We start from the raw sequence: 21,377 nt of genomic DNA, 5'->3' as shown, positions 1-21,377 counted from the left end.
AAAAATACCCGGAAGTCCATGCGGATTTCCGGGTATCCTATTTTTCAGGTGGTAAATTAAGCTACAACGTGAACGTTAACAGCCTGCAGACCACGGTTGCCCTCAGCGGTATCGAAGGTAACTTTCTGGCCATCCTCTAAGGTCTTGTAGCCGTCAGCTACGATACCGGAGAAGTGTACGAATACTTCCTCGCCAGTCTCGTCGTTGGTGATGAAGCCATAACCCTTAGTTGCGTTGAACCATTTAACTGTACCGTTATTCATTGTGGTACCTCCTATAAAAAAATAAAATTTGTATTTTCGTATGAAACAAAAATCACATATTTTTGTAAATCTGGAATGTACTTCTTGACTTACAAAAATATGTGAATCAAAAGCTCATATCAAAATACACTGTGAGTTTACCACCCAACCCCTTTTCTGTCAAGCAATTTCGGCATTTCTTTAGATACTGAAGCGGTGGGTGATTACAGTTCGCAGGCAGGAATTTTAAAGCTTGTGTGATGGGTGCGTGACCGGGGAAAGTGGCCGGCCACGCACGCTATGCCAAAACAAAAAATGGAAAAGTTGTCAAGGGGAAAAGGAAAGCTTCTGGCTATCAGAAAGCCAGGCCTTCATGGCTCCGGTGAGCCATTTGTTCCGGTGGTAAAGCGTCTGCAGCCAGAGCGGTGGAATGTCGCATTTACAGTTCAGCCGGGCCAGGTTTTGAAAGAGCGGATGATTCTGCGCAATCAGATCCGGAACCGGAACAATAACAGAGGAATCACTTTGCGGATTCCCGCTGGCTGCAATGAAAAGCGCTAATTCCGGATCCGCAATATACAGCTGCCTGGAAGCAGAAACGTTCGCCCCGGAATTGTAACAGCTGGTGCGGATAATCGGATAATGGGAAACATCTTCTGCGCCCGGTCCTGCATGGTGGGTCAGAGGATGTGCTTTGTTTGTGTAATAGTGAACCGGAACCGGCTGATCTTCCAAAGCATGGACCAGATCGGCATCGGTGTAAAGCGTGTCAAGCGTCAGGGCGAGGTCAATCTCGTTGTGCCGCAGACGGGAAAGCAGATCGTCCGGATTCTGTACGGTCTGCACCTCCAGGTCAACCTGGGGATAGCTTTGCAGGTAGCGCGCAATGGCACTGCCAACAGCCGGGGACAGCGGGCTTAATATGCCAAGACGCAGAGAACCGCTTACAGCGGCGTCCTTCTGTCTGCCAACCATCAGGGCCTCTTCCGACATACGGACGATGGCGCCTGCGTAGGATAAGAATTCCTGCCCGGTCTGGGTGATACGGATCTGTTTGCCCACACGCTCATAGAGCTGCGCTCCGAGTTCCTGCTCCAGCTGCTGCATCTGCATGGTAACGGTAGACTGGGCGTAACCCAGCGCTTTTGCAGCCTTGGAGAGACTCTGGGTCTCAGCTACTTTGGTAAATGTAATCAGGTTTCTAATTTCCATGAAATACTTTCTAATATCGGAATTAATGAAGTATATTTAAAATACTTCAAAATATTTGACATGACTATTGTAGCGCACATGGAGGAAAAACGCAAGCATATCCGCAGGGAAATTCTGATATAAATAATAGGGAAAAGAGGGCGCGGAGGGTACTGCTGTGAGCAAAAGAAAATGGAAGCTGCCGGCAATGAGTCTGCTGCTGTTTTTGGTGCTTCTGGCAGATGGAGCCCTGGCCGGCACGGTTTTTGCGATTGCGCGGCACCAGTTCGGTACCTTCCAGTCATCTACCGCTCAGCCATCCACCATTCAGGCATCCACTACTTGGCCGTCCACCACTCCGCTGTCCTCCGTCCGGCCGTCCATCCCACAGGCATCCACCGCCCAGCCTCGCCAGGTTGCCCTCACCTTCGATGACGGCCCCCATCAGACCTGCACGCCTGCCCTGCTAGACGGACTGAAGCAGCGCGGCGTGAAAGCCACATTTTTCCTCATGGGAGAAAATATTGCCGGAAAAGAATCACTGGTACAGCGGATGCAGGAGGAGGGACACCTTATCGGCAATCACAGCTACCGCCACATCCAGATGACAAAGGAAGGGGCAGAGCAGGCCTGCGCGGAAATCGAACAGACGGAGACGCTTATTCAGGACATCACCGGAAGACGGCCGGAGTATCTGCGTCCGCCCTACGGTGCCTGGAATGAACAGCTGGAGTGCCGGGTGAATCTGACTACAGTGCTGTGGAATGTGGATTCCCTGGACTGGAAGCTGCAGAACACAGAGCAGATTGTACGGAGGGTGGAGAAAGATGTGAAGAACGGTGACATCATCCTGATGCATGATATCTTTCCAACCTCCGTGGAGGCGGCTCTGCGGATCGTGGATGATCTGCAGAAGCAGGGGTATGAATTTGTGACCGTGGAAGAACTGCTGGTGGACTGAAGCAGGGCAGAGTGTCTGGCACTATCCGGACAATGCAGGCGGGCAGCTGATCTGGCTGAGCAGACGAAACAGCCACTGGGAAGCTGGATAGATAACCGCCGCGAATCCTGGTTGACGCAGGAATCTGCGCGGATTATACTGGAAAGAAGCATACGCTGCAGTTTGCGGCCGGACGTCCGGAAAGCTGCGGCAAGAGGAGGAAATAAGATACATGGATCTGTTTGACTATATGAGAGCGAGCACCCAGGAGCAGGAATCGCCTCTGGCGTCCCGTATGCGCCCCACCACGCTGGATGAGGTGGTAGGGCAGAAGCACATCATCGGAAAGGACAAGCTGCTTTACCGCGCCATCAAGGCGGATCAGCTTGGTTCCATCATTTTTTATGGCCCGCCGGGAACCGGAAAAACCACGCTGGCCAAGGTGATTGCCAACACCACCAGTGCCAGCTTCCGCCAGATCAACGCAACCGTGGCGGGGAAGAAGGACATGGAAGATGTGGTGAAGGAAGCGAAGGATGCCCTGGGCATGTACGGAAAAAAGACCATCCTGTTTGTAGATGAGATACACCGCTTCAATAAAAGCCAGCAGGATTATCTGCTTCCTTATGTGGAAGATGGAACCCTGATTCTCATTGGCGCGACCACGGAGAATCCCTACTTTGAGGTAAATGGCGCGCTTCTTTCACGCTCCCGGATCTTTGAACTGAAGGCACTGGAGCAGGAAGATGTAAAAGAATTGATCCTGCGGGCGGTGAGGGATGAGAAAAAGGGCATGGGAAGTTATCATGCGGTGATCGATGACGAAGCGGCAGATTTCCTCGCGGATGTATCCGGCGGAGATGCCCGCGCGGCCTTAAATGCCGTGGAGCTGGGCGTTCTTACCACGGAGCGTGACCAGGCAGACGGCCTGATCCACATTACGCTGGAGGTAGCCCAGGAGTGCATTCAGAAACGCGCGGTCCGCTACGATAAAGATGGAGATAACCATTACGATACCATCTCAGCGTTCATCAAGAGCATGCGCGGATCGGATCCGGATGCGGCTGTTTACTATCTGGCACGCATGCTTTACGCCGGAGAGGACATCAAGTTCATTGCCCGCCGGATCATGATCTGCGCGGCAGAGGATGTGGGAAACGCGGATCCGCAGGCACTTACCGTGGCCGTCAGCGCGGCACAGGCGGTGGAGCGCATTGGTATGCCGGAGGCCCAGATCATTCTTTCCCAGGCGGTCCTCTATGTGGCAACAGCACCGAAATCCAATTCCGCGTGCAATGCCGTGTTCGAGGCAATGGATGCCGTGAAAAATCAGCGTTCCATGCCAGTTCCGGCGCATCTGCAGGACTCCCATTATGGTGGTTCCGCAAAACTGGGACACGGAATCGGATACAAATACGCCCACAACTACCCGAATCATTACGTAAAACAGCAGTATCTGCCGGATGGAATGGAAGGACAGGTATTTTACCATCCGTCCGAAAACGGCTATGAGTCGAAAATTGGCGAACATATGCGCTTTTTGCGGGAATCGGTAAGGGATGACAGTGAATCCAGGTAAAATAAATCTTTTCTTTTTTCGGGAATTCTATTATAATAAAATTATGCGTGGGGGCTGCGGACTGCAGCTCCCGCATCATTCGGAAATTGATTAATCACATGGTGAAAACCATATCTATCATTATTATCCCACCCACTTGAACAAGCTTAGAATGGAGAACATATATGAGAGAAAAATTGCAGACATTACCTGTAGCTGTATTAAAGGAAATGGCGAAGAAGCAGGGAATTAAGGGGGCAACCGCCCTGAGAAAAGCAGAACTGATCGAAGCGCTTTGCAATGCAGCAGAGGAAAATATCGGTCATGAGACGGCAGTGCCGGAGAATTCCCAGCCGACCCGCACTTCCTACCAGAACCGTGGACAGAATGGCCGGCCTGCCGCGGCAAGACGGAACAATAACGCGCAGGGGGAGCAGCAGCCTTACCAGAACCGCCAGAATCAGAATGGGGAACAGACTTATCAGAACCGCCAGAACCAGAATAGCGAGCAGCCGGCATATCAGAATAATCGGGACGAGGTTGCTGAGAAATCCCAGGAAGAGATGGACAGTGGTGTACCGGCAAGCGGCATCCTGGAAGTGATGCCAGACGGCTTTGGTTTCATTCGCTGTGAGAACTTTCTTCCGGGAGAGAATGACGTGTATGTGTCCCCGACCCAGATCCGCCGTTTCAACTTAAAGACCGGTGATATCATCAATGGAAACCGCCGTGTGAAGACCTCCAATGAAAAGTTCGCGGCTCTTTTATATATCAAAAACGTGAATGGTTATCCGGTCAGCGCGCTGGAACGCCGTCCGAATTTTGAGGATCTGACCCCGATCTTCCCGAACAGCCGCCTCCATATGGAGACCCAGGGCAAGAGCAGCACCGCCATGCGGGTTCTGGATCTTCTGGCACCAATCGGTAAGGGCCAGCGAGGCATGATCGTATCTCCGCCGAAGGCCGGTAAGACTACCCTGTTAAAGCAGGTGGCTCAGGCAGTCACCAACAATCATCCGGATATGCACATGATCATCCTTTTGATCGATGAGCGCCCGGAGGAGGTTACCGATATCAAAGAGTCCGTAGTAGGGAACAATGTCGAGGTGATCTATTCTACCTTCGATGAGCTGCCGGAGCGCCATAAACGTGTGTCCGAGATGGTCATCGAGCGCGCGAAGCGTCTGGTAGAGCATGGCAGAGATGTCATCATTCTCTTAGACAGCATCACCCGTCTGGCCCGGGCCTACAACCTGGTGGTTCCGCCGAGCGGCCGTACCCTTTCCGGCGGCCTGGATCCGGCGGCCCTGCACATGCCAAAGCGGTTTTTCGGCGCGGCCCGCAACATGCGGGAGGGCGGCAGCCTGACCATTCTGGCAACAGCGCTGGTGGATACCGGAAGCCGCATGGACGATGTGATCTATGAGGAGTTCAAGGGCACCGGTAACATGGAGCTGGTATTAGACCGCAAGCTTTCCGAGAAACGCATCTTCCCGGCTATCGACATCTTAAAGTCCGGCACCCGCCGCGATGACCTGCTTCTCAGCCGTGATGAGGCTGAGGCAGTGGATATTGTCCGCAAGGCAACCAACAGCCTGAAGCCGGAGGATTCCGTGGAGCGCATCCTGGATCTGTTCGCCCAGACCCGCACCAACCGGGAGTTTGTGGAAGTGGCGAAAAAACGGCGTATGTTCTGATGAAAAATCTTTGAAAACCTTAGAAAATATGCTTGCCAAGGCCATCGTTCTATGATACAATTATGGAGCTGTTTATAGATGTGGCGTGATTTTAACGGTACGAATGAGACCGTTAGACGATCACAGTACTATATAATTGAGAAAGTGAAGAGGTGAAAATCATGAGAGAAGGAATCCATCCAGCTTATTATCAGGCTAAGGTTACCTGCAACTGCGGCAACGAGTTCGTTACCGGTTCCACCAAGGAAGAGATCCACGTAGAGGTTTGCTCTAAGTGCCATTCTTTCTACACCGGTCAGCAGAAAGCTGCTTCTGCACGCGGTCGTATCGATAAGTTCAACAAGAAATACGGCGTTAAGGCGTAAGCATAACGAGAGCGAAGTAAGGTTGAGACTCAAGTGGAGACACTTTGGCTCAACCTTATTTTTCTTTATAAGGAGATATCACTCATATGAAATATTCCGGTATCGGCGGCCAGGCCGTCATTGAAGGAATTATGATGAAAAATAAAGACCAGTATGCCACGGCTGTGCGCAGGCCGGACGGCGGCATTGAGGTCAAAAAGGACACCTACGTCAGCATGACGGAAAAGGTGCCATTCTGCGGACTCCCCTTTGTACGGGGCGTCTTCAGCTTTGCGGATTCCATGATCCTCGGCATGCGGACCTTAAGCTTTTCTGCCAGTTTCTTCGAGGATGATGAAGACTCCGAGCCAGGAAAGCTGGAGCTGTGGATGGACAAGGTCTTCGGGGAGAAAGTGGAGCAGGTGCTTATGGCGGTTGTCATGGTGTTTTCCGTGGTCATGGCCATCGGCATTTTTATGGTGCTGCCGCTGCTCATTGCGAATGCCTGTAAGCAGGTCATCCACTCCGACACCATCATGGCTATTTTAGAGGGTGTCATCCGCATCGCGATCTTTATCGCGTACATTAAACTGATTTCCCGGATGGAAGACATCCGCCGCACCTTCATGTATCACGGCGCGGAACACAAATGCATCAACTGTATCGAGCACGGCATGACCCTCACGGTGGACCATGTGCGGGAAAGCTCCAAGCAGCACAAGCGCTGCGGCACCAGCTTCCTCATCATTGTCATGCTCATCAGCATCCTGTTCTTTATGGTTGTGCGGGTAGACAACGTACTGCTTCGCATGGCAAGCCGCATCATTCTGGTGCCGGTCATTGCGGGTGTGTCTTACGAATTTCTGCGCCTTGCAGGCCGCAGTGACAATCCGGTGGTCAACTTACTCAGCAAGCCGGGACTGTGGATGCAGAACCTTACCACCAGTGAGCCGGATGACTCCATGATCGAGGTTGCCATTGCGGCGGTGGAAGCGGTGTTTGACTGGAAAGCATACTTAAGGGAAAATTTCCCGGATACAGAAATTCCGGAGGAGGAAACCAGATGACACTCTACGACCTTCTGAACGAAGGAAGCGCAGCCCTCTTACAGGCGGGGGATACCGACGGGGAGAATGACGCAAAGCTGCTTCTCTTCGAGGCATTTCATCTGGATCTGGTTCATTTCCTGATGGACCGCCTGCGTCCCCTTTCAGAGCAGGACGAACAGGTGCAGGAACAGATCCGGACTTACCGCAGCATGATCACAAAGCGCGCATCCCGCATTCCGCTTCAGCAGATTCTGGGCAGCCAGGAATTTATGGGACTGGAATTTTATGTAAATGAGCACGTACTGATTCCGCGCCAGGACACAGAGACTCTGGTGGAGCTGGTGCTGCAGGAGCAGCAGAGCACAGAGAAAAAACTTCTGGATCTCTGCACGGGATCCGGCTGCATTGCCATCAGTTTGGCGGTGAAGGGCGGATATGAATCGGTGACAGCCACAGATCTGTCGGAAGAGGCGCTGAAGGTGGCGGAGCGGAATGCGAAGGCACATCAAAAAGAAATCATCTTCCGCCAGGGCGACCTGTTCACAGCCCTGCCCCAGAGCGAGGCTGGAACCTTCGACATCATCACATCCAACCCGCCCTACATTCCCACAGCAGTCATTGCTACCCTGGAGCCGGAGGTGCGGGAACATGAGCCAATGATGGCTCTGGATGGCACCGAAGATGGCCTCAAATTTTACCGGCAGATTGCAAAGAAAGCCGGAACCTGGTTAAAGCCGGGCGGAGTCATTTACCTGGAAATCGGATATGACCAGGGCGAGGCTGTGAGCGGGCTTCTGCGAGAAGCAGGTTTTGATAAAGTAAGAGTTGTGAAAGACCTTCCGGGCAAAGACCGTGTGGTATGCGGCATTTGGCCGGACTGATATATCCGTGAAACCACGGAACAGGTACGAAATAAGAAACAGATAGATACGAACATATATAAATATATAATAGGAGGAACCGCATGTTTGACAGATTAGATGACATCCTCATCCACTATGAGGAAATCATGCAGGAATTAGGCGAGCCGAACGTAACCGAGAACCAGGACCGCTTCCGCAAGCTCATGAAGGAGCAGGCTGACCTGGCACCGTTAGTAGAGGCTTACAAAGCTTACAAGCAGGCAAAGCAGGACATCGAAGACAGCCTGGCACTTCTGGAAGAGGAGAGCGACGAGGAGATGCGCGAGCTTGCCAAAGAGGAGCTTTCTGATGCCAAGAAGCGCGTGGAAGAGCTGGAGCAGGAACTGAAGATCCTGTTACTGCCGAAGGACCCGAACGATGACAAGAACATCATCCTGGAGATCCGTGCCGGCGCAGGCGGCGATGAGGCAGCCCTGTTCGCGGCAGAGCTTTACCGCATGTACGTAAACTACGCAGAGAGCCAGCACTGGAAGGTAGAGATCATCTCCTTAAGCGAGAACGGCATTGGCGGCTTTAAAGAGGTCCAGGCCATGATCACCGGTAAGGGCGCATACTCCAAGATGAAGTACGAGTCCGGCGTACACCGCGTACAGCGTGTCCCGGAGACCGAGTCCGGCGGCCGTATCCATACCTCCACCGCAACCGTAGCAGTGATGCCGGAGGCAGAGGAAGTAGACGTTCAGATCGACATGAACGACTGCCGCATCGATGTTATGCGTGCGTCCGGTAACGGTGGACAGTGTGTCAACACCACCGACTCCGCGGTACGTCTGACCCACATCCCGACCGGCATTGTCATCTACAGCCAGACTGAGAAATCCCAGCTGCAGAACAAGGAGAAGGCATTCCGCCTCCTGCGTTCCAAGCTGTATGACCTGGAGCTGGAGAAGAAGCAGAACGCGGAAGCAGCAGAGCGCCGCAGCCAGATCGGTACCGGCGACCGCTCTGAGAAGATCCGTACCTACAACTTCCCGCAGGGCCGTGTCACCGACCATCGCATCAACCTGACTCTGTACAAATTAGATAAGATCATGAATGGTGATATCCAGGAGATCCTGGATGCCTGCATCGCGGCTGACCAGGCAGCGAAGCTGGCAAAGATGAATGAAGTGTAGGAATCATCAGGACGATTGAAAAAAGCTGGATTTAATCAAAAGTATTAAATCTGGCTTTTTGCAAAATGGAGGATTTTATGATGGAACACGAGAATAAAAACAGGAATTCAAACGGCATTCTCAGGCGCATTATCATTGCTGTTCTTCTGGTTATCATCATCGCCAGTGCCATCAGCCTGGTAAAGGAATGGATGGATGCCGCGGCCCAGCGCCGCCTGGAAGAGAGTCTGGCTGAAGCGGCAAAGCAGACGGAGACCGAACCGTCGGAAACAGAGGAAGAGACGGAAGCCGAGACCGAGGCACCGTATGTCTCCCCTATTGACTTTGCCCCACTTTGGGAGACCAACCCGGACACCATCGGCTGGATCCGCGTGCCGGATACCAAGATCGATTATCCCATCGTCCAGTCCCCGGACAACCAGTATTACCTGCACAAGGATTTTGAGGGCAAAGACAGCGTGTATGGCACCATCTACCTGGATGCCGACAGCAAGTCCGACTTCAGTGGCTGGAACAACCCGATTTACGGCCACCACATGAAGGACGGCTCCATGTTCAAGGATGTAGTCAAATTCAAAGACCAGGATTTCTTTGAAAACCACCGGTACTTTGAAATCTACACTCCGGAGCGCACCATTCACTTAAAGACTCTGGGCTGCTACTACAGTGACTCTAACGGCATTGTCCGCAAGACCTCCTTCAAGTCTCAGGCATCTTTTGACAAGTGGGTCAGCGAGCGCCTGGCACCCTGCAGCTTTGCGGAAGTGCCAGAGCAACCCTTTGACTCCATGTTTGTGCTGGTTACCTGCAGTTATGAGCAGAACGATGCCCGCACTCTGCTGTTTGCGGCAGAGGTAGATGAAGACGGTAACTTCCTTCCGGCAACTGGAAGAAACGTGCCGGATGCAGGTGCGGCTGTTGCGGAGACATCTGCCCAGACGTCTGGAGAAGCGCAGAAATAATGCTTGCCATGTAGAGAAAACGATAAATAGATTGTATAAATATCGCTGTGGAGATATAATAAAAAAGTATCTCTACAGCGATATTTTGTTTTGAAAAAGCAAGTGTTTTAAAGGGCAGGAGGCAGGACTATGAAGAAAATTCTGTATCATGGTTCCGATCATATCATTACAAATCCGGAATATGGTCATGGCAGTTATGCGAACGATTACGGGCGCGGTTTCTATTGCACGGAGAATATAGAACTTGCCAAGGAATGGGCTTGTACCAGAAATGCCGATGGTTACGCGAACTGCTATGAACTGGAGCTAGGTGGATTAAAGGTACTGAATCTGAATCAGGGTGAATATAGCATTCTGAACTGGCTGGCACTTCTGACCCGTTACCGCAGCTACTGGCAGCAACGCTCCATTGCAGAAAAAGCAAAGGAATACCTGCAAGAATATTTTCTGATTGATATTTCGGGGTATGATATCATCATTGGATACCGCGCGGATGACTCGTATTTTTCCTTTGCCCAGGATTTTGTTATGGGAACGATCTCTCTGAAGCAGTTAGAACATGCCATGCGTCTTGGCAAGCTTGGGGAACAAGTGGTTTTGAAGAGCCAGAAGGTATTTTCCCAATTGTGTTTTCTGGATTACGAGGCCGCATACGCAGAAGAATATTATCAAAAGAAAATACAGAGAGATAAGGCGGCACGCCGTCAGTATCGGGAGACAAAAGGAGAAGAAGCCCGGGTTACTGACCTGTACATGATCGACATTATGAGGGAGGGGATGAAGAATCATGATCCACGCTTACGATGAAGAGTACCTCCCGCTGGCTCAGCGTGTCATGGGGGATATGCTGGATTATGCAGTGAATACACTGGATTTTGAGCTAAATGATTTTTACACTATGTTTTTAATCAGCGGTATGGCCGCACAGTTCGAAATGGGGAATCCAGCTTTTACAGCAGGAAAGAATGGCTGTGAGGTGGCAAAGGAAGTACTGAGCCTTAGCGGACTTCCGGTTCCGGACACAGAAGATGTCATGTATCTGGATAAAACTCCAGAGTACTGGACCGGCTGGGTCCTGGCTTATTACCAGTGGCACAGTGTAAAAACCTTCAAACGAATCCAAAGTGTTATCCCTGTCACGGAAGTCTGCAGCATGTATAATCCTCTTCATGAAGCAGATATCCGGATGTTTGTAGAAATCGTGGATAAACGCATGGAAGAAGACAGGAAGCAGTCCAAGCTGAAGCGCCTCAGAGCATATGCAAAATTATCCCAGCGGGAACTGGCTGACCAGTCAGGCGTCCCATTGCGGCAGATTCAGTTGTTTGAGCAGGGAGAGCGGGATATCAGCAAAACCCAGGCCCAGACGCTGCAGAAACTGGCCCGCGCCCTTCATGTTTCAACAGAAACCCTCACAAATTAATAAAAAATTTCGAATTCCCGCCCGGTCTCTTTCCGGCCCCAGATTGCAATATCGGCGCATCTGTGGTATAGTACAAACTAGCTTAAACTGTCCGTTTGTACAAAAGAGACCCGGGCGGTATTTTATGTATTCAAAAGGAGAACACTTATGAAAGGTATCATTCTGGCAGGCGGCTCAGGCACCCGCCTGTACCCGCTGACCAAGGTAACATCCAAGCAGTTGCTTCCTATTTACGACAAGCCAATGATCTACTATCCGCTGTCCGTTCTTATGAACGCCGGCATCCGGGAGATCCTGATCATCTCTACCCCGGTAGACACCCCGCGTTTTGAGGCGCTTCTGGGAGACGGCCATCAGTTTGGCGTGGAGCTGTCCTATGCGGTACAGCCGAGTCCGGACGGACTGGCACAGGCCTTTATCATCGGCGAGGAGTTCATCGGTGGAGAGCCGGTTGCCATGGTACTGGGCGACAACATCTTCCACGGCCAGGGCTTAAAGAAGCGCCTGCGCGCGGCAGCAGCCAAGGAGAAGGGAGCTACCGTGTTCGGTTATTATGTAGACGATCCGGAGCGTTTCGGCATCGTGGAATTCGACGATCAGGGCAAGGCCGTTTCCATCGAGGAGAAGCCGGAGCATCCGAAGTCCAACTACTGCGTGACTGGCCTGTACTTCTACGACAACCGTGTGGTCGAGTATGCCAAGAGCTTAAAACCGTCTGCCCGCGGCGAGCTGGAGATCACGGATTTAAACCGTATTTACCTGGAGAACGGCGAGCTGGACGTAACGCTCCTGGGCCAGGGCTTTACCTGGCTTGACACCGGAACCCATGAGTCCCTGGTGGAGGCCACCAATTTTGTAAAGACCGTAGAGACCCATCAGCACCGCAAGATCGCGTGCCTGGAGGAGATCGCCTACTTAAACGGCTGGATCACCAAGGAGCAGGTTCTGGAGACCTACGAGGAGTTAAAGAAGAACCAGTACGGCCGCTACTTAAAAGATGTTCTGGACGGCAAATACATCGACAAGCTGCACGGCAACGACATGAAATAAGGCCGGAGCCAGCAAACCAAAAGAAAAGAGGAACAGACCATGACTATCATCGTAACAGGCGGCGCCGGCTTTATCGGCTCCAACTTTGTTTACCATATGTTAAACAAGTATCCGGATTACCGGATCGTGTGCGTGGACTGCCTGACCTACGCAGGCAACTTATCCACCCTGGAAGAGGCATTAAAGAACCCGAACTTCCGTTTCTGCAAGATCAACATCTGCGACCGCGAGGCCATCTACAAACTCTTTGAGGAGGAGCACCCGGACATCGTGGTGAACTTTGCTGCAGAGAGCCATGTAGACCGCTCCATTGAGAATCCGGAGATCTTCCTGGATACCAACATCAAGGGTACCGCAGTGATGATGGATGCCTGCCGCAAGTACGGCATCAAACGTTACCATCAGGTATCCACCGATGAAGTATACGGCGACCTTCCGTTAGACCGCCCGGATCTCTTCTTCACCGAGGAGACCCCGATCCACACCAGCAGCCCCTACAGCTCCTCCAAGGCAGGCGCTGACCTTCTGGTACAGGCATACCACAGAACCTACGGCCTGCCGACCACCATCAGCCGCTGCTCCAACAACTACGGCCCGTATCACTTCCCGGAAAAGCTGATCCCGCTCATGATCGCAAACGCGCTGGCAGACAAGCCGCTTCCGGTGTACGGCGAGGGCTTAAATGTCCGCGACTGGCTGTATGTAGAGGATCACTGCAAGGCCATCGACCTGATCATCCACAAGGGCCGTGTCGGTGAGGTTTACAACATCGGCGGCCACAACGAGATGAAGAACATCGATATCGTCAAGCTCATCTGTAAGGAGCTGGGCAAGCCGGAAAGCCTGATCACCCATGTTACCGACCGCAAGGGCCACGACATGCGTTACGCCATCGACCCGACCAAGATCCACAACGAGCTGGGCTGGCTGCCGGAGACCAAATTCGCAGACGGCATCAAAAAGACCATCAAGTGGTATCTGGAGAACCGTGAGTGGTGGGAGACCATCATCTCCGGCGAGTATCAGAATTATTACGAGAAAATGTACGGAAACCGCGAGGAAGTGTAAGCCTGCGAAACCGTCATTGAAAAACTGTGAAACAGAAAGAGGAAACAGCATGAAGGTTCTGGTAACAGGAGCAAAAGGTCAGCTTGGAACTGACCTGATGAATGAACTGGCAAAGCGCGGCATCGAGGGCATCGGCGTGGATGTCCAGGAAATGGACATCACCGACGCGGAAGCCTGCCGCCGTGTCATTAAAAATTCCGGCGCAGACGCAGTCATCCACTGTGCCGCATATACTGCAGTAGACGCAGCTGAGGATAACGCAGACCTCTGCCGCCGCATCAATGGCGAGGGCACAAGAAATGTGGCTCAGGCCTGCAAAGAGGCAGATGTAAAGCTGATGTACATCAGCACGGATTACGTATTCGACGGCCAGGGCACCCGCCCGTGGGAGCCGGATGACGAACGCCATCCGTTAAATGTATACGGTCAGACCAAGTACGAGGGAGAGCTGGCAGTAGAAGAGCTGTCCGACAAATACTTTATCGTGCGCATCGCCTGGGTATTTGGCGTGGCAGGAAAGAACTTCATCAAGACTATGCTGCGTCTCGGCAAAGAGCGCGGAGCTGTCAGCGTGGTAGATGACCAGATTGGTTCCCCGACCTACACCTATGATCTGGCAAGACTTCTGGTCGACATGATCCAGACCGACAAGTACGGCCGTTATCATGCCACCAACGAGGGTCTGTGCAGCTGGTACGAGTTCGCAAAAGAGATTTTCCGCCAGGCAGGCATGGATGTGCCGGTTACTCCGGTCAGCAGCGACCAGTTTCCGGCAAAGGCAGCACGTCCGTCCAACAGCCGTCTGAGCAAAGAGAAACTCAGCGAGAACGGATTCGAGCGTCTTCCGGCATGGCAGGATGCGCTGGGCCGTTTCTTAAAAGAAATCGAATACTAATATACAAAAGGTTCCCGGCGGCGCAGGTGTGCCTGCCGGGAATTTCCGGTTTAAGCCAGAAAGAGGAGATTAAAATTATGGGAAAATATTTTGGAACCGACGGCTTCCGCGGCGAAGCAAATGTCAATTTAACGGTAGAGCATGCCTATAAGGTAGGCCGCTTCCTGGGCTGGTATTACGGACAGCGCGCGAAAAAGACCGCAGACAATCCGGAGGGACGCTGCCGCGTAGCCATCGGCAAAGATACCAGACGGAGCAGCTACATGTTTGAGTATTCCCTGGTAGCAGGTCTCACCGCCTCTGGCGCGGATGTTTATCTGCTTCATGTCACCACCACCCCAAGCGTATCCTATGTGGTACGCACGGAGGAGTTCGACTGCGGCATCATGATCTCTGCCAGCCACAACCCATACTATGACAACGGCATCAAGGTCATCAACGGCAAGGGCGAGAAGCTGGAAGAGGACGTTATCGTAGAAATCGAGCGCTACTTAGACGGGGAGATGGAAGAGCTTCCATTTGCTTTAAAGGATGCCATTGGCCGCACCACCGACTACGCTGCAGGCAGAAACCGCTACATCGGTTATCTGATCTCCATTGCCACCCGTTCCTTCAAGGGCAAAAAAGTGGCTCTGGACTGCGCCAACGGCAGCGCTTCCGCTATTGCCAAGAACGTATTTGATGCCCTGGGCGCAGAGACCCATGTCATTAACAACCATCCGAACGGCTTAAACATCAACACCGACTGCGGTTCCACCCATATCCATGTACTCCAGGACTATGTGAAAGAGTCCGGCTGTGACGTGGGCTTTGCTTACGACGGCGACGCAGACCGCTGTATCGCGGTAGACGAGAACGGCAGCGTGGTAGACGGAGACCTGATCCTCTACATCTGCGGCAAGTACATGAAGGAGATTGGCACCCTGCGCAACAACACCGTAGTCACCACCATCATGTCTAACTTCGGCCTTTACAAAGCATTTGACCGGGAGGGCATCTCCTACGAGAAGACCGCAGTGGGCGACAAATATGTCTACGAGAACATGTCCCAGTACGGCAACTGTCTGGGCGGCGAGCAGTCCGGCCACATCATCTTCAGCAAGCACGCCACCACCGGTGACGGCATCCTGACCTCCTTAAAGGTGATGGAAGTGATGCTGGAGAAGAAGGAAACTCTGGGCAAGCTGGCCTCTGAGGTGGAGATCCTGCCGCAGGTACTGAAAAATGTCCGCGTCAAAGATAAAAAGGAAGCACAGGATGATCCGGCAGTTCAGGCAGAAGTGGCAAAGGCCACCGAGACCCTGGGCGCAGATGGTCGTATCCTGCTCCGTCAGTCCGGCACCGAGCCGGTGGTGCGCGTCATGGTAGAAGCGCCGACCACCGAACAGTGCGAGATGCTGGTAGACCAGGTGATCGAGGTCATGAAGGCACAGGGGCATGTTCTGTAAAGAATCGGGATTTACAAGAGAACTTCCGGCTGTACATGGGTTCTTGTCACATCTGGAAAAATATGCTATTATATGGATTAACGTATCAAATTTTTCAGAAAAAGGAATGATGAAAGATGGGGCTGAATCAGTAGGATCAGTATTGTTCATTGTCCGCTTCTACGGCGTGATCGAGCGACTGCCCGTCATGGGCTGAGCACAGAATCTGCCGGAACTGCCAGAACAAACAGGCAGCAGCCGGAATACACCGTAATACAAAAACATCGCAGCATATAACAGGACAACGAACAAATTGGAGGAAATGAATTATGTTAAACATCGCTAAGTACAAAAGAAACCCGGTCGTACACTACCCGGAGCGCGAGTGGCCAGACAAGGAAATCGAGAAAGCGCCGATCTGGTGCAGCGTAGACTTACGCGACGGAAACCAGGCCCTGGTAGAGCCGATGGTAGTAGAAGAGAAGATCGAGTTCTTCAATATGTTAGTCAAGCTGGGCTTTAAGGAGATCGAGATTGGTTTCCCGGCAGCATCCCAGATTGAATATGACTTTTTAAGACAGTTAGTAGAGCGCAGACTCATCCCGGATGATGTCCGCGTGCAGGTTCTGGTACAGTGCCGTGAGCACCTTATCAAGAGAACCTTCGAGGCAATCCAGGGTATCAAGAAAGTAGTGGTCCATATCTACAACTCCACCTCTACCCTGCAGCGTGACGTAGTTTTCCATAAGAACATGGAAGAGATCAAGCAGATTGCTATCGAGGGCACTGAGCTGGTCAAGAAATATGCAAAGGATTACGACGGCGACTTAATGTTAGAGTACTCCCCGGAGAGCTTTACCGGCACCGAGCTTGATTACGCGCTGGAGGTCTGCACCGCTGTTCAGGATACCTGGGGCGAGGCAACTCCGGAGAAGCCGATCATCTTCAACCTGCCGTCTACCGTGGAGATGAACACTCCGAACGTATACGCAGACCAGATCGAGTGGATGCACAAGCACTTCAAGAACCGCGAAAGCGTGATCTTAAGCGTACATCCGCACAATGACCGCGGTACCGGCGTGGCTGCCACCGAGCTGGCACTCCTTGCAGGCGCAGACCGTGTCGAGGGAACCCTGTTCGGCAACGGTGAGCGTACCGGTAATGTAGATATCTTAAACATCGCCTACAACATGTTCTCCCAGGGCATCGACCCGAAGCTGGATATTGAGAATGTCCGCGAGATCGCAGAAGTGTACGAGCGCTGCACCAAGATGACCATTGACCCGCGTCATCCATACGCAGGAAAGCTGGTATTCACTGCATTCTCCGGCTCCCATCAGGATGCCATCAACAAAGGCTTACAGGCTCTCCATGAGAGAAACAGCCAGTACTGGGAGGTTCCGTACCTTCCGATCGATCCGTCCGACATCGGCAGACAGTACGAGCCAATCGTCCGCATCAACAGCCAGTCCGGCAAGGGCGGCGTAGCCTTCGTTATGGATACCTTCTACGGCTTCAAGCTGCCGAAGGGCATGCACAAAGAGTTCGCGGATGTCATCCAGAAGATTTCCGAGCAGCAGGGTGAGGTTGCTCCGGAGCAGATCATGGAAGAGTTCCGCAAGAACTACCTGGACAAGAAAGAGCCGATCCACTTCCGCAAGTGCCAGATCACCGATACCGAGTCTGCAGACGGCGAGTTTGCAACCCTTGCCAAGGTTACCTATACCGATCACGGCATGGAGAAAACCTTCGAGGGCGTCGGCAACGGCCCGATCGATGCGGTACAGCGCGGTCTGGAAGAAGCACTCGGCGTTCAGATCAAGGTTCTGGACTACAACGAGCACGCTCTGAACTCCGGTTCCAACGCACAGGCAGCATCTTATATCCATTTAATGGACAAGGACAGCGGCAAGGTGACCTACGGTGTCGGCGTAAGCTCCAACATCACCCGGTCCTCCATCCGCGGTATCTTCAGTGCAGTGAACAGACTGTTCTTCTCATAAAACTGAATTTTTGCAAATAAATATCCCGCATCCGATGAATCATCTCAGTCGGATGCGGGATATTTTGTGCTTACAATCTGTTTTGTTACATTGCCTACGGTCTTGGACCAGAGGTCAGTCCGGCCTTCAGCAGCCCATTGACGTAATTGGAACTGCTGCTGGAATTACTCTGGCTGTTGCCACCGGAAGGCGTGCTTCCATTGAAGCTTGGATCGCTTTTTCCGGTAGCCGGGCCGGTGGATACATATTCATTGTTACTGTTGTTATTACTGTTTGAGTTGAAGCTTCCGGGCGCAGTGCTGTTGCTGGTACTGGTACTGCCCGGAGTCGTGCCCGAGGAAGTGTTGTTTCCCGGAACAGTGCTGGAATTCGTATTGTTATTGTTGCTTACGTTTAGGGCATTCCCATTGCTGGTGGTGCAGGCACCATTCGCCGCAAAGGTATAGGAAACTCCGTCAATCTTCAACGTGGTGTTTGCCGCCATGCGCCCCTTGTCAGATGGGTTCAGGTAATAATAGGTTCCGTCAATCTGGACCCAGCCGGTAAGCTTGTGGCCGGAATTGTTGAAATAATAATAGGAATTCTCAATCTGCTTCCACCCGGTGGACATACGGCCATTCGCCGGATCCATATAGTAGCTGTTGGTACCGTCGCTGAGCCATCCGGTGAGCATTTTGCCGTCGGTGTGGAAATAGTAATAACCGCCGTCCACCTGCTGCCATCCGATTACCATCTTGCCGTCGCTGCCGAACATGTACCAGCTGTCCTTGATCTCCCGTGCGCTGTTTACCGTGCACTTGCCATCGTTTGGATCAAAATAGTACCAGCCGTTATCCATGTTCACCCAGCCAGTTGCCATGGCACCGCTGTCGCCCAAATAATAAAAGACGTTGTCAATGCTTACCCAGCCAGTGTGCATGGTGCCATCGGTCAGCATGTAGTAATATTTGCCGTTATCCTTCACCCATCCGGTCGCCATCACGCCGTTGCCCTGGAAGTAGTACCACTTGTTGTTGATCTTCTCCCAGCCAACGGTCATCTTGCCGGTGGATAAATTCAGATAGTAATAGCCGTTCTCCGTGTTGAGCCAGCCCTTGTGCAATTCCCCATTTGCGTCATAATAGTAATAAGTGCTGCCGTTCTGCTGCCAGCCGGTAGCGGCGTAGGCGGTCACGCCGGAAACCAGGGTCATGGCACCAATCAGCCCCGCCATGGCGGCTGTCGTAAATCGCTTTGTATATTTCATACCATCCTCCTAATCTCATATATTCTGATTATAGCATGGAGCCAATGGAAAATGGTAACATTTTTCTTACAACAAACATACTTTCTTATGATATTTCTTCGCGTACCGATACATGATGAGTGTATACTCCCCAAACTCCTCTCCGAGAGATGCTTTGTACACCGCCCACAGCGCCCACAAGAATCCGCCCAGGGCAATGTAAGAGTAAATGACCTTGCGTTCCAGCAATTCCGGCTCTCTTCCAAAGTAGATCTGCATCAGCTTTTCCACGGCGTTCTCGTCATAATAGGAATAGATGGCACACATGCTGATGTCTATGAGGGGATCGCACATACCGGCATACTCCCAGTCAATGAGCCGCACAGAGCCATCCGGCAGGAACAGGAAATTATCCGCCACGCTGTCAATGTGGGAGAGGATCTTCGGTCGCTGCAGGGCATCTAACTGGTCCAACAGCTCATTCATGTGGCTGCGTACCTCAGTGTAATCCTCAAACAGCGTGCCGCCATGGCCTGCGCAGAGTCCCTCGTAAAAGGCAATCCGCTCCCGCATATTAAATTCATGGTCCACGGTCAATTCTGATTCATGGAGCTTATGCAGAACCTCCATGCACCGGCTCACATCCTCCCAGCTGTCCGACCGGGAATTACGTGCTCCCTCATAATATTCCGCAATCTTGTAGCCAGTCTCCCCGTTCATATAGATGATATGCTCGGAAATGTTTAACGGCTGGATGACGCGGTATACATCTGCCTCTTCCTTCCGGTTGATAAGCAGCTCCGTACCAGGTCCCGGAATGCGGCAGATATAATGCCGTCCCTGAAGCTGAAACAGGAAAGACTTGTTGGTCATGCCGGATTTTAAGCAGCGGATGTCATGAATCTCAGACTCCGGAAGCTCAAAAACCCGGGAAACCAGCTCTAACGCCGTGTTATCCGAATGATTCTGATACCGCGGGTCAAACTGACGCAGCTCTTCTAGATTTTCAAACTCATAGATCTGGTTTTCCGGCTGTCGGTTGATATCCATCTCCAGCTCATCCAGATGTTCCATCAGCACATTCTCCCAGTAAAACTGCTCCGTACCCGGGGTGTGATAATACCGCTCCAGAAGCGGCAGGAATTTCTCGGAAAAAGTTCTGGAAAAGAACACTGGGCCATACATCACCCAGGAATCATGCCCGCCCACTTCCACATGGGTGATACGTCCCTTTTTATTATAGGAAAGACACCATTCAGAAGTATCTCCTTCCATATAAGAAGAAGCATACCAGGCGCCGCACTCGTAGGCGTGGAACATATTGTTCCGCAGCCAGTTGTCGGAAGAAAGAATGTACATATTCTTACCCGCCAGTACCTGCCGGGCCCGGTAGATGGTAGTCAGAGTATTCTTGGTGGCATACTCCGGGTTATAAAGCAGCTTCACCTGATACTTGTCGATCAGGTACTCAAACTTTTCCTTTAAATACCCCACGGCAATGGTAATGTCGGTAATGCCGACTTCATGCAGCTGTTTAATCTGCCGCTCAATCATCCGTTCTCCAAAGACCTCCAGAAGTCCCTTCGGTGTTTCAAAGGTCAGTGGCACAAACCGGGACCCAAATCCCGCAGCAATGATCAGCGCGCCGTCTACCTGAAACTGCTCCAAAAACGCGTCCCCAGCACCGGTCAGCTCATAGGTACCAGCCACACTCTTGCCCTGGGCAATGAGCCGCTGCTGCATGGCCTCCTTAATTAAAGTATTCACCGTTCCCACGGAAAACCCTGTTTTCTGTGCCAGATCCCGCTGGGTACTGCGGGGATCTTCCTTAATATAACGACAAATCAAACCAATCCGATCCATAAAAACCTCCATGACTGCGTATAGTTCCTTCACTGTAAAAAGAAAAACTGTTCAAAAAATAATAAAAAAAGAAATATATGAACAATATAGCACAAACCGATACACAGGTACAGCCTCCAAATGAGATTGTACTAATATTTATACATATTTCGCAAAAACTATAATTTCCGTAAGATTTTCGTAAGAAAACGCTTAGGGTTTCGTTATAGCATTTCCCAAAAAACTATACTATACTGTCATTGTGATGGAGAGATGGAAACTTCCAGAAGCAGTTACATAGAATTGCATTTATTCTTAAACATGGAAAAAATGTAAAAAACTATTGATAATTTGCCTTATAGGAAGTATAATCGTCTCGTAATGCAATTTAGGAATTTCGTAGCAAATTCAAAAAAGTAAAAA

General features: G+C 51.7%; 19 protein-coding genes. 15 read left to right on the top strand and 4 right to left on the bottom strand.

The genetic code is table 11. The features are described from left to right. Window positions 1-56: 56 nt before the first annotated feature. Entirely contained in the window at window positions 57-263 is a 207-nt protein-coding gene (locus tag WMO41_RS05495) for a cold-shock protein (RefSeq protein WP_118531268.1), read from the bottom strand. Between the two features lie 306 nt (window positions 264-569). Further along, window positions 570-1,454 (bottom strand): LysR family transcriptional regulator, encoded by an 885-nt coding sequence (locus WMO41_RS05490; RefSeq protein WP_349228897.1) that lies wholly within the window; start codon window positions 1,452-1,454, stop codon window positions 570-572. 157 nt (window positions 1,455-1,611) lie between these two features. Between WMO41_RS05490 and WMO41_RS05485 the strand changes: the two genes are divergently transcribed. The 15 genes from WMO41_RS05485 (at window position 1,612) to leuA (ending at window position 17,887) form a co-directional block, all read left to right on the top strand. Continuing rightward, window positions 1,612-2,394: a polysaccharide deacetylase family protein gene (locus tag WMO41_RS05485; protein ID WP_349228896.1), complete on the top strand. Its 783-nt coding sequence runs from the start codon at window positions 1,612-1,614 to the stop codon at window positions 2,392-2,394. A gap of 211 nt (window positions 2,395-2,605) precedes the next feature. Next, window positions 2,606-3,952 carry an AAA family ATPase gene (locus tag WMO41_RS05480; RefSeq protein WP_349228895.1) on the top strand — a complete coding sequence of 449 codons (1,347 nt, stop codon included), beginning with the start codon at window positions 2,606-2,608 and terminating at the stop codon, window positions 3,950-3,952. A gap of 164 nt (window positions 3,953-4,116) precedes the next feature. Continuing rightward, a complete protein-coding gene (gene rho / locus WMO41_RS05475) occupies window positions 4,117-5,628 on the top strand; it encodes a transcription termination factor Rho (RefSeq protein WP_349228894.1) in 1,512 nt (503 codons plus the stop codon). 161 nt (window positions 5,629-5,789) lie between these two features. Further along, window positions 5,790-5,993: a 50S ribosomal protein L31 gene (gene rpmE, locus WMO41_RS05470; protein ID WP_118531274.1), complete on the top strand. Its 204-nt coding sequence runs from the start codon at window positions 5,790-5,792 to the stop codon at window positions 5,991-5,993. Window positions 5,994-6,079: 86 nt separating this feature from the next. Further along, window positions 6,080-7,039: a DUF1385 domain-containing protein gene (locus tag WMO41_RS05465; RefSeq protein ID WP_349228893.1), complete on the top strand. Its 960-nt coding sequence runs from the start codon at window positions 6,080-6,082 to the stop codon at window positions 7,037-7,039. Continuing rightward, window positions 7,036-7,902, top strand: a complete 867-nt coding sequence (gene prmC, locus WMO41_RS05460; protein ID WP_349228892.1) for a peptide chain release factor N(5)-glutamine methyltransferase — start codon at window positions 7,036-7,038, stop codon at window positions 7,900-7,902. Before WMO41_RS05465 ends, prmC begins: the two co-directional genes overlap by 4 nt. Before the next feature lie 83 nt (window positions 7,903-7,985). Further along, window positions 7,986-9,059 (top strand): peptide chain release factor 1, encoded by a 1,074-nt coding sequence (gene prfA, locus WMO41_RS05455; protein WP_118531280.1) that lies wholly within the window; start codon window positions 7,986-7,988, stop codon window positions 9,057-9,059. A gap of 77 nt (window positions 9,060-9,136) precedes the next feature. After that, window positions 9,137-10,021, top strand: coding sequence for a class B sortase (gene srtB, locus WMO41_RS05450; protein WP_349228891.1), 885 nt, complete (start codon window positions 9,137-9,139; stop codon window positions 10,019-10,021). Window positions 10,022-10,150: 129 nt separating this feature from the next. Beyond that, entirely contained in the window at window positions 10,151-10,828 is a 678-nt protein-coding gene (locus WMO41_RS05445) for a DUF3990 domain-containing protein (RefSeq protein WP_349228890.1), read from the top strand. Continuing rightward, window positions 10,809-11,444, top strand: coding sequence for a helix-turn-helix domain-containing protein (locus WMO41_RS05440; RefSeq protein WP_349228889.1), 636 nt, complete (start codon window positions 10,809-10,811; stop codon window positions 11,442-11,444). The genes WMO41_RS05445 and WMO41_RS05440 overlap by 20 nt, the downstream gene beginning before the upstream one ends. A gap of 147 nt (window positions 11,445-11,591) precedes the next feature. Continuing rightward, window positions 11,592-12,494: a glucose-1-phosphate thymidylyltransferase RfbA gene (gene rfbA, locus WMO41_RS05435; protein WP_118531284.1), complete on the top strand. Its 903-nt coding sequence runs from the start codon at window positions 11,592-11,594 to the stop codon at window positions 12,492-12,494. Window positions 12,495-12,533: 39 nt separating this feature from the next. Next, entirely contained in the window at window positions 12,534-13,562 is a 1,029-nt protein-coding gene (gene rfbB, locus WMO41_RS05430; protein ID WP_349228888.1) for a dTDP-glucose 4,6-dehydratase, read from the top strand. 49 nt (window positions 13,563-13,611) lie between these two features. Next, window positions 13,612-14,457 (top strand): dTDP-4-dehydrorhamnose reductase, encoded by an 846-nt coding sequence (gene rfbD / locus WMO41_RS05425; RefSeq protein ID WP_349228887.1) that lies wholly within the window; start codon window positions 13,612-13,614, stop codon window positions 14,455-14,457. A gap of 77 nt (window positions 14,458-14,534) precedes the next feature. Beyond that, window positions 14,535-15,905: a phosphoglucosamine mutase gene (gene glmM / locus WMO41_RS05420; RefSeq protein ID WP_349228886.1), complete on the top strand. Its 1,371-nt coding sequence runs from the start codon at window positions 14,535-14,537 to the stop codon at window positions 15,903-15,905. 308 nt (window positions 15,906-16,213) lie between these two features. Beyond that, window positions 16,214-17,887: a 2-isopropylmalate synthase gene (gene leuA, locus WMO41_RS05415; RefSeq protein WP_349228885.1), complete on the top strand. Its 1,674-nt coding sequence runs from the start codon at window positions 16,214-16,216 to the stop codon at window positions 17,885-17,887. A gap of 94 nt (window positions 17,888-17,981) precedes the next feature. Here the strand turns inward: leuA and WMO41_RS05410 are convergent, their stop codons facing one another. After that, on the bottom strand, window positions 17,982-19,133 hold the full coding sequence (locus WMO41_RS05410; protein ID WP_349228884.1) for a PspC-like choline-binding domain-containing protein: 1,152 nt from the start codon (window positions 19,131-19,133) through the stop codon (window positions 17,982-17,984). A gap of 66 nt (window positions 19,134-19,199) precedes the next feature. Continuing rightward, the gene (locus WMO41_RS05405) at window positions 19,200-20,975 is read right to left on the bottom strand and encodes a sugar phosphate nucleotidyltransferase (RefSeq protein WP_349228883.1); all 1,776 of its coding nucleotides are present in this window, start codon (window positions 20,973-20,975) and stop codon (window positions 19,200-19,202) included. Between the last annotated feature and the right edge of the window lie 402 nt (window positions 20,976-21,377).

The sequence above is a fragment of the Ventrimonas faecis genome (genome assembly GCF_040096075.1).
Taxonomy (GTDB): domain Bacteria; phylum Bacillota; class Clostridia; order Lachnospirales; family Lachnospiraceae; genus Brotaphodocola; species Brotaphodocola faecis.
The sequence above is the reverse complement of the archived record's forward strand: the minus strand, read 5'-3'. Positions and strand labels throughout refer to the sequence as shown.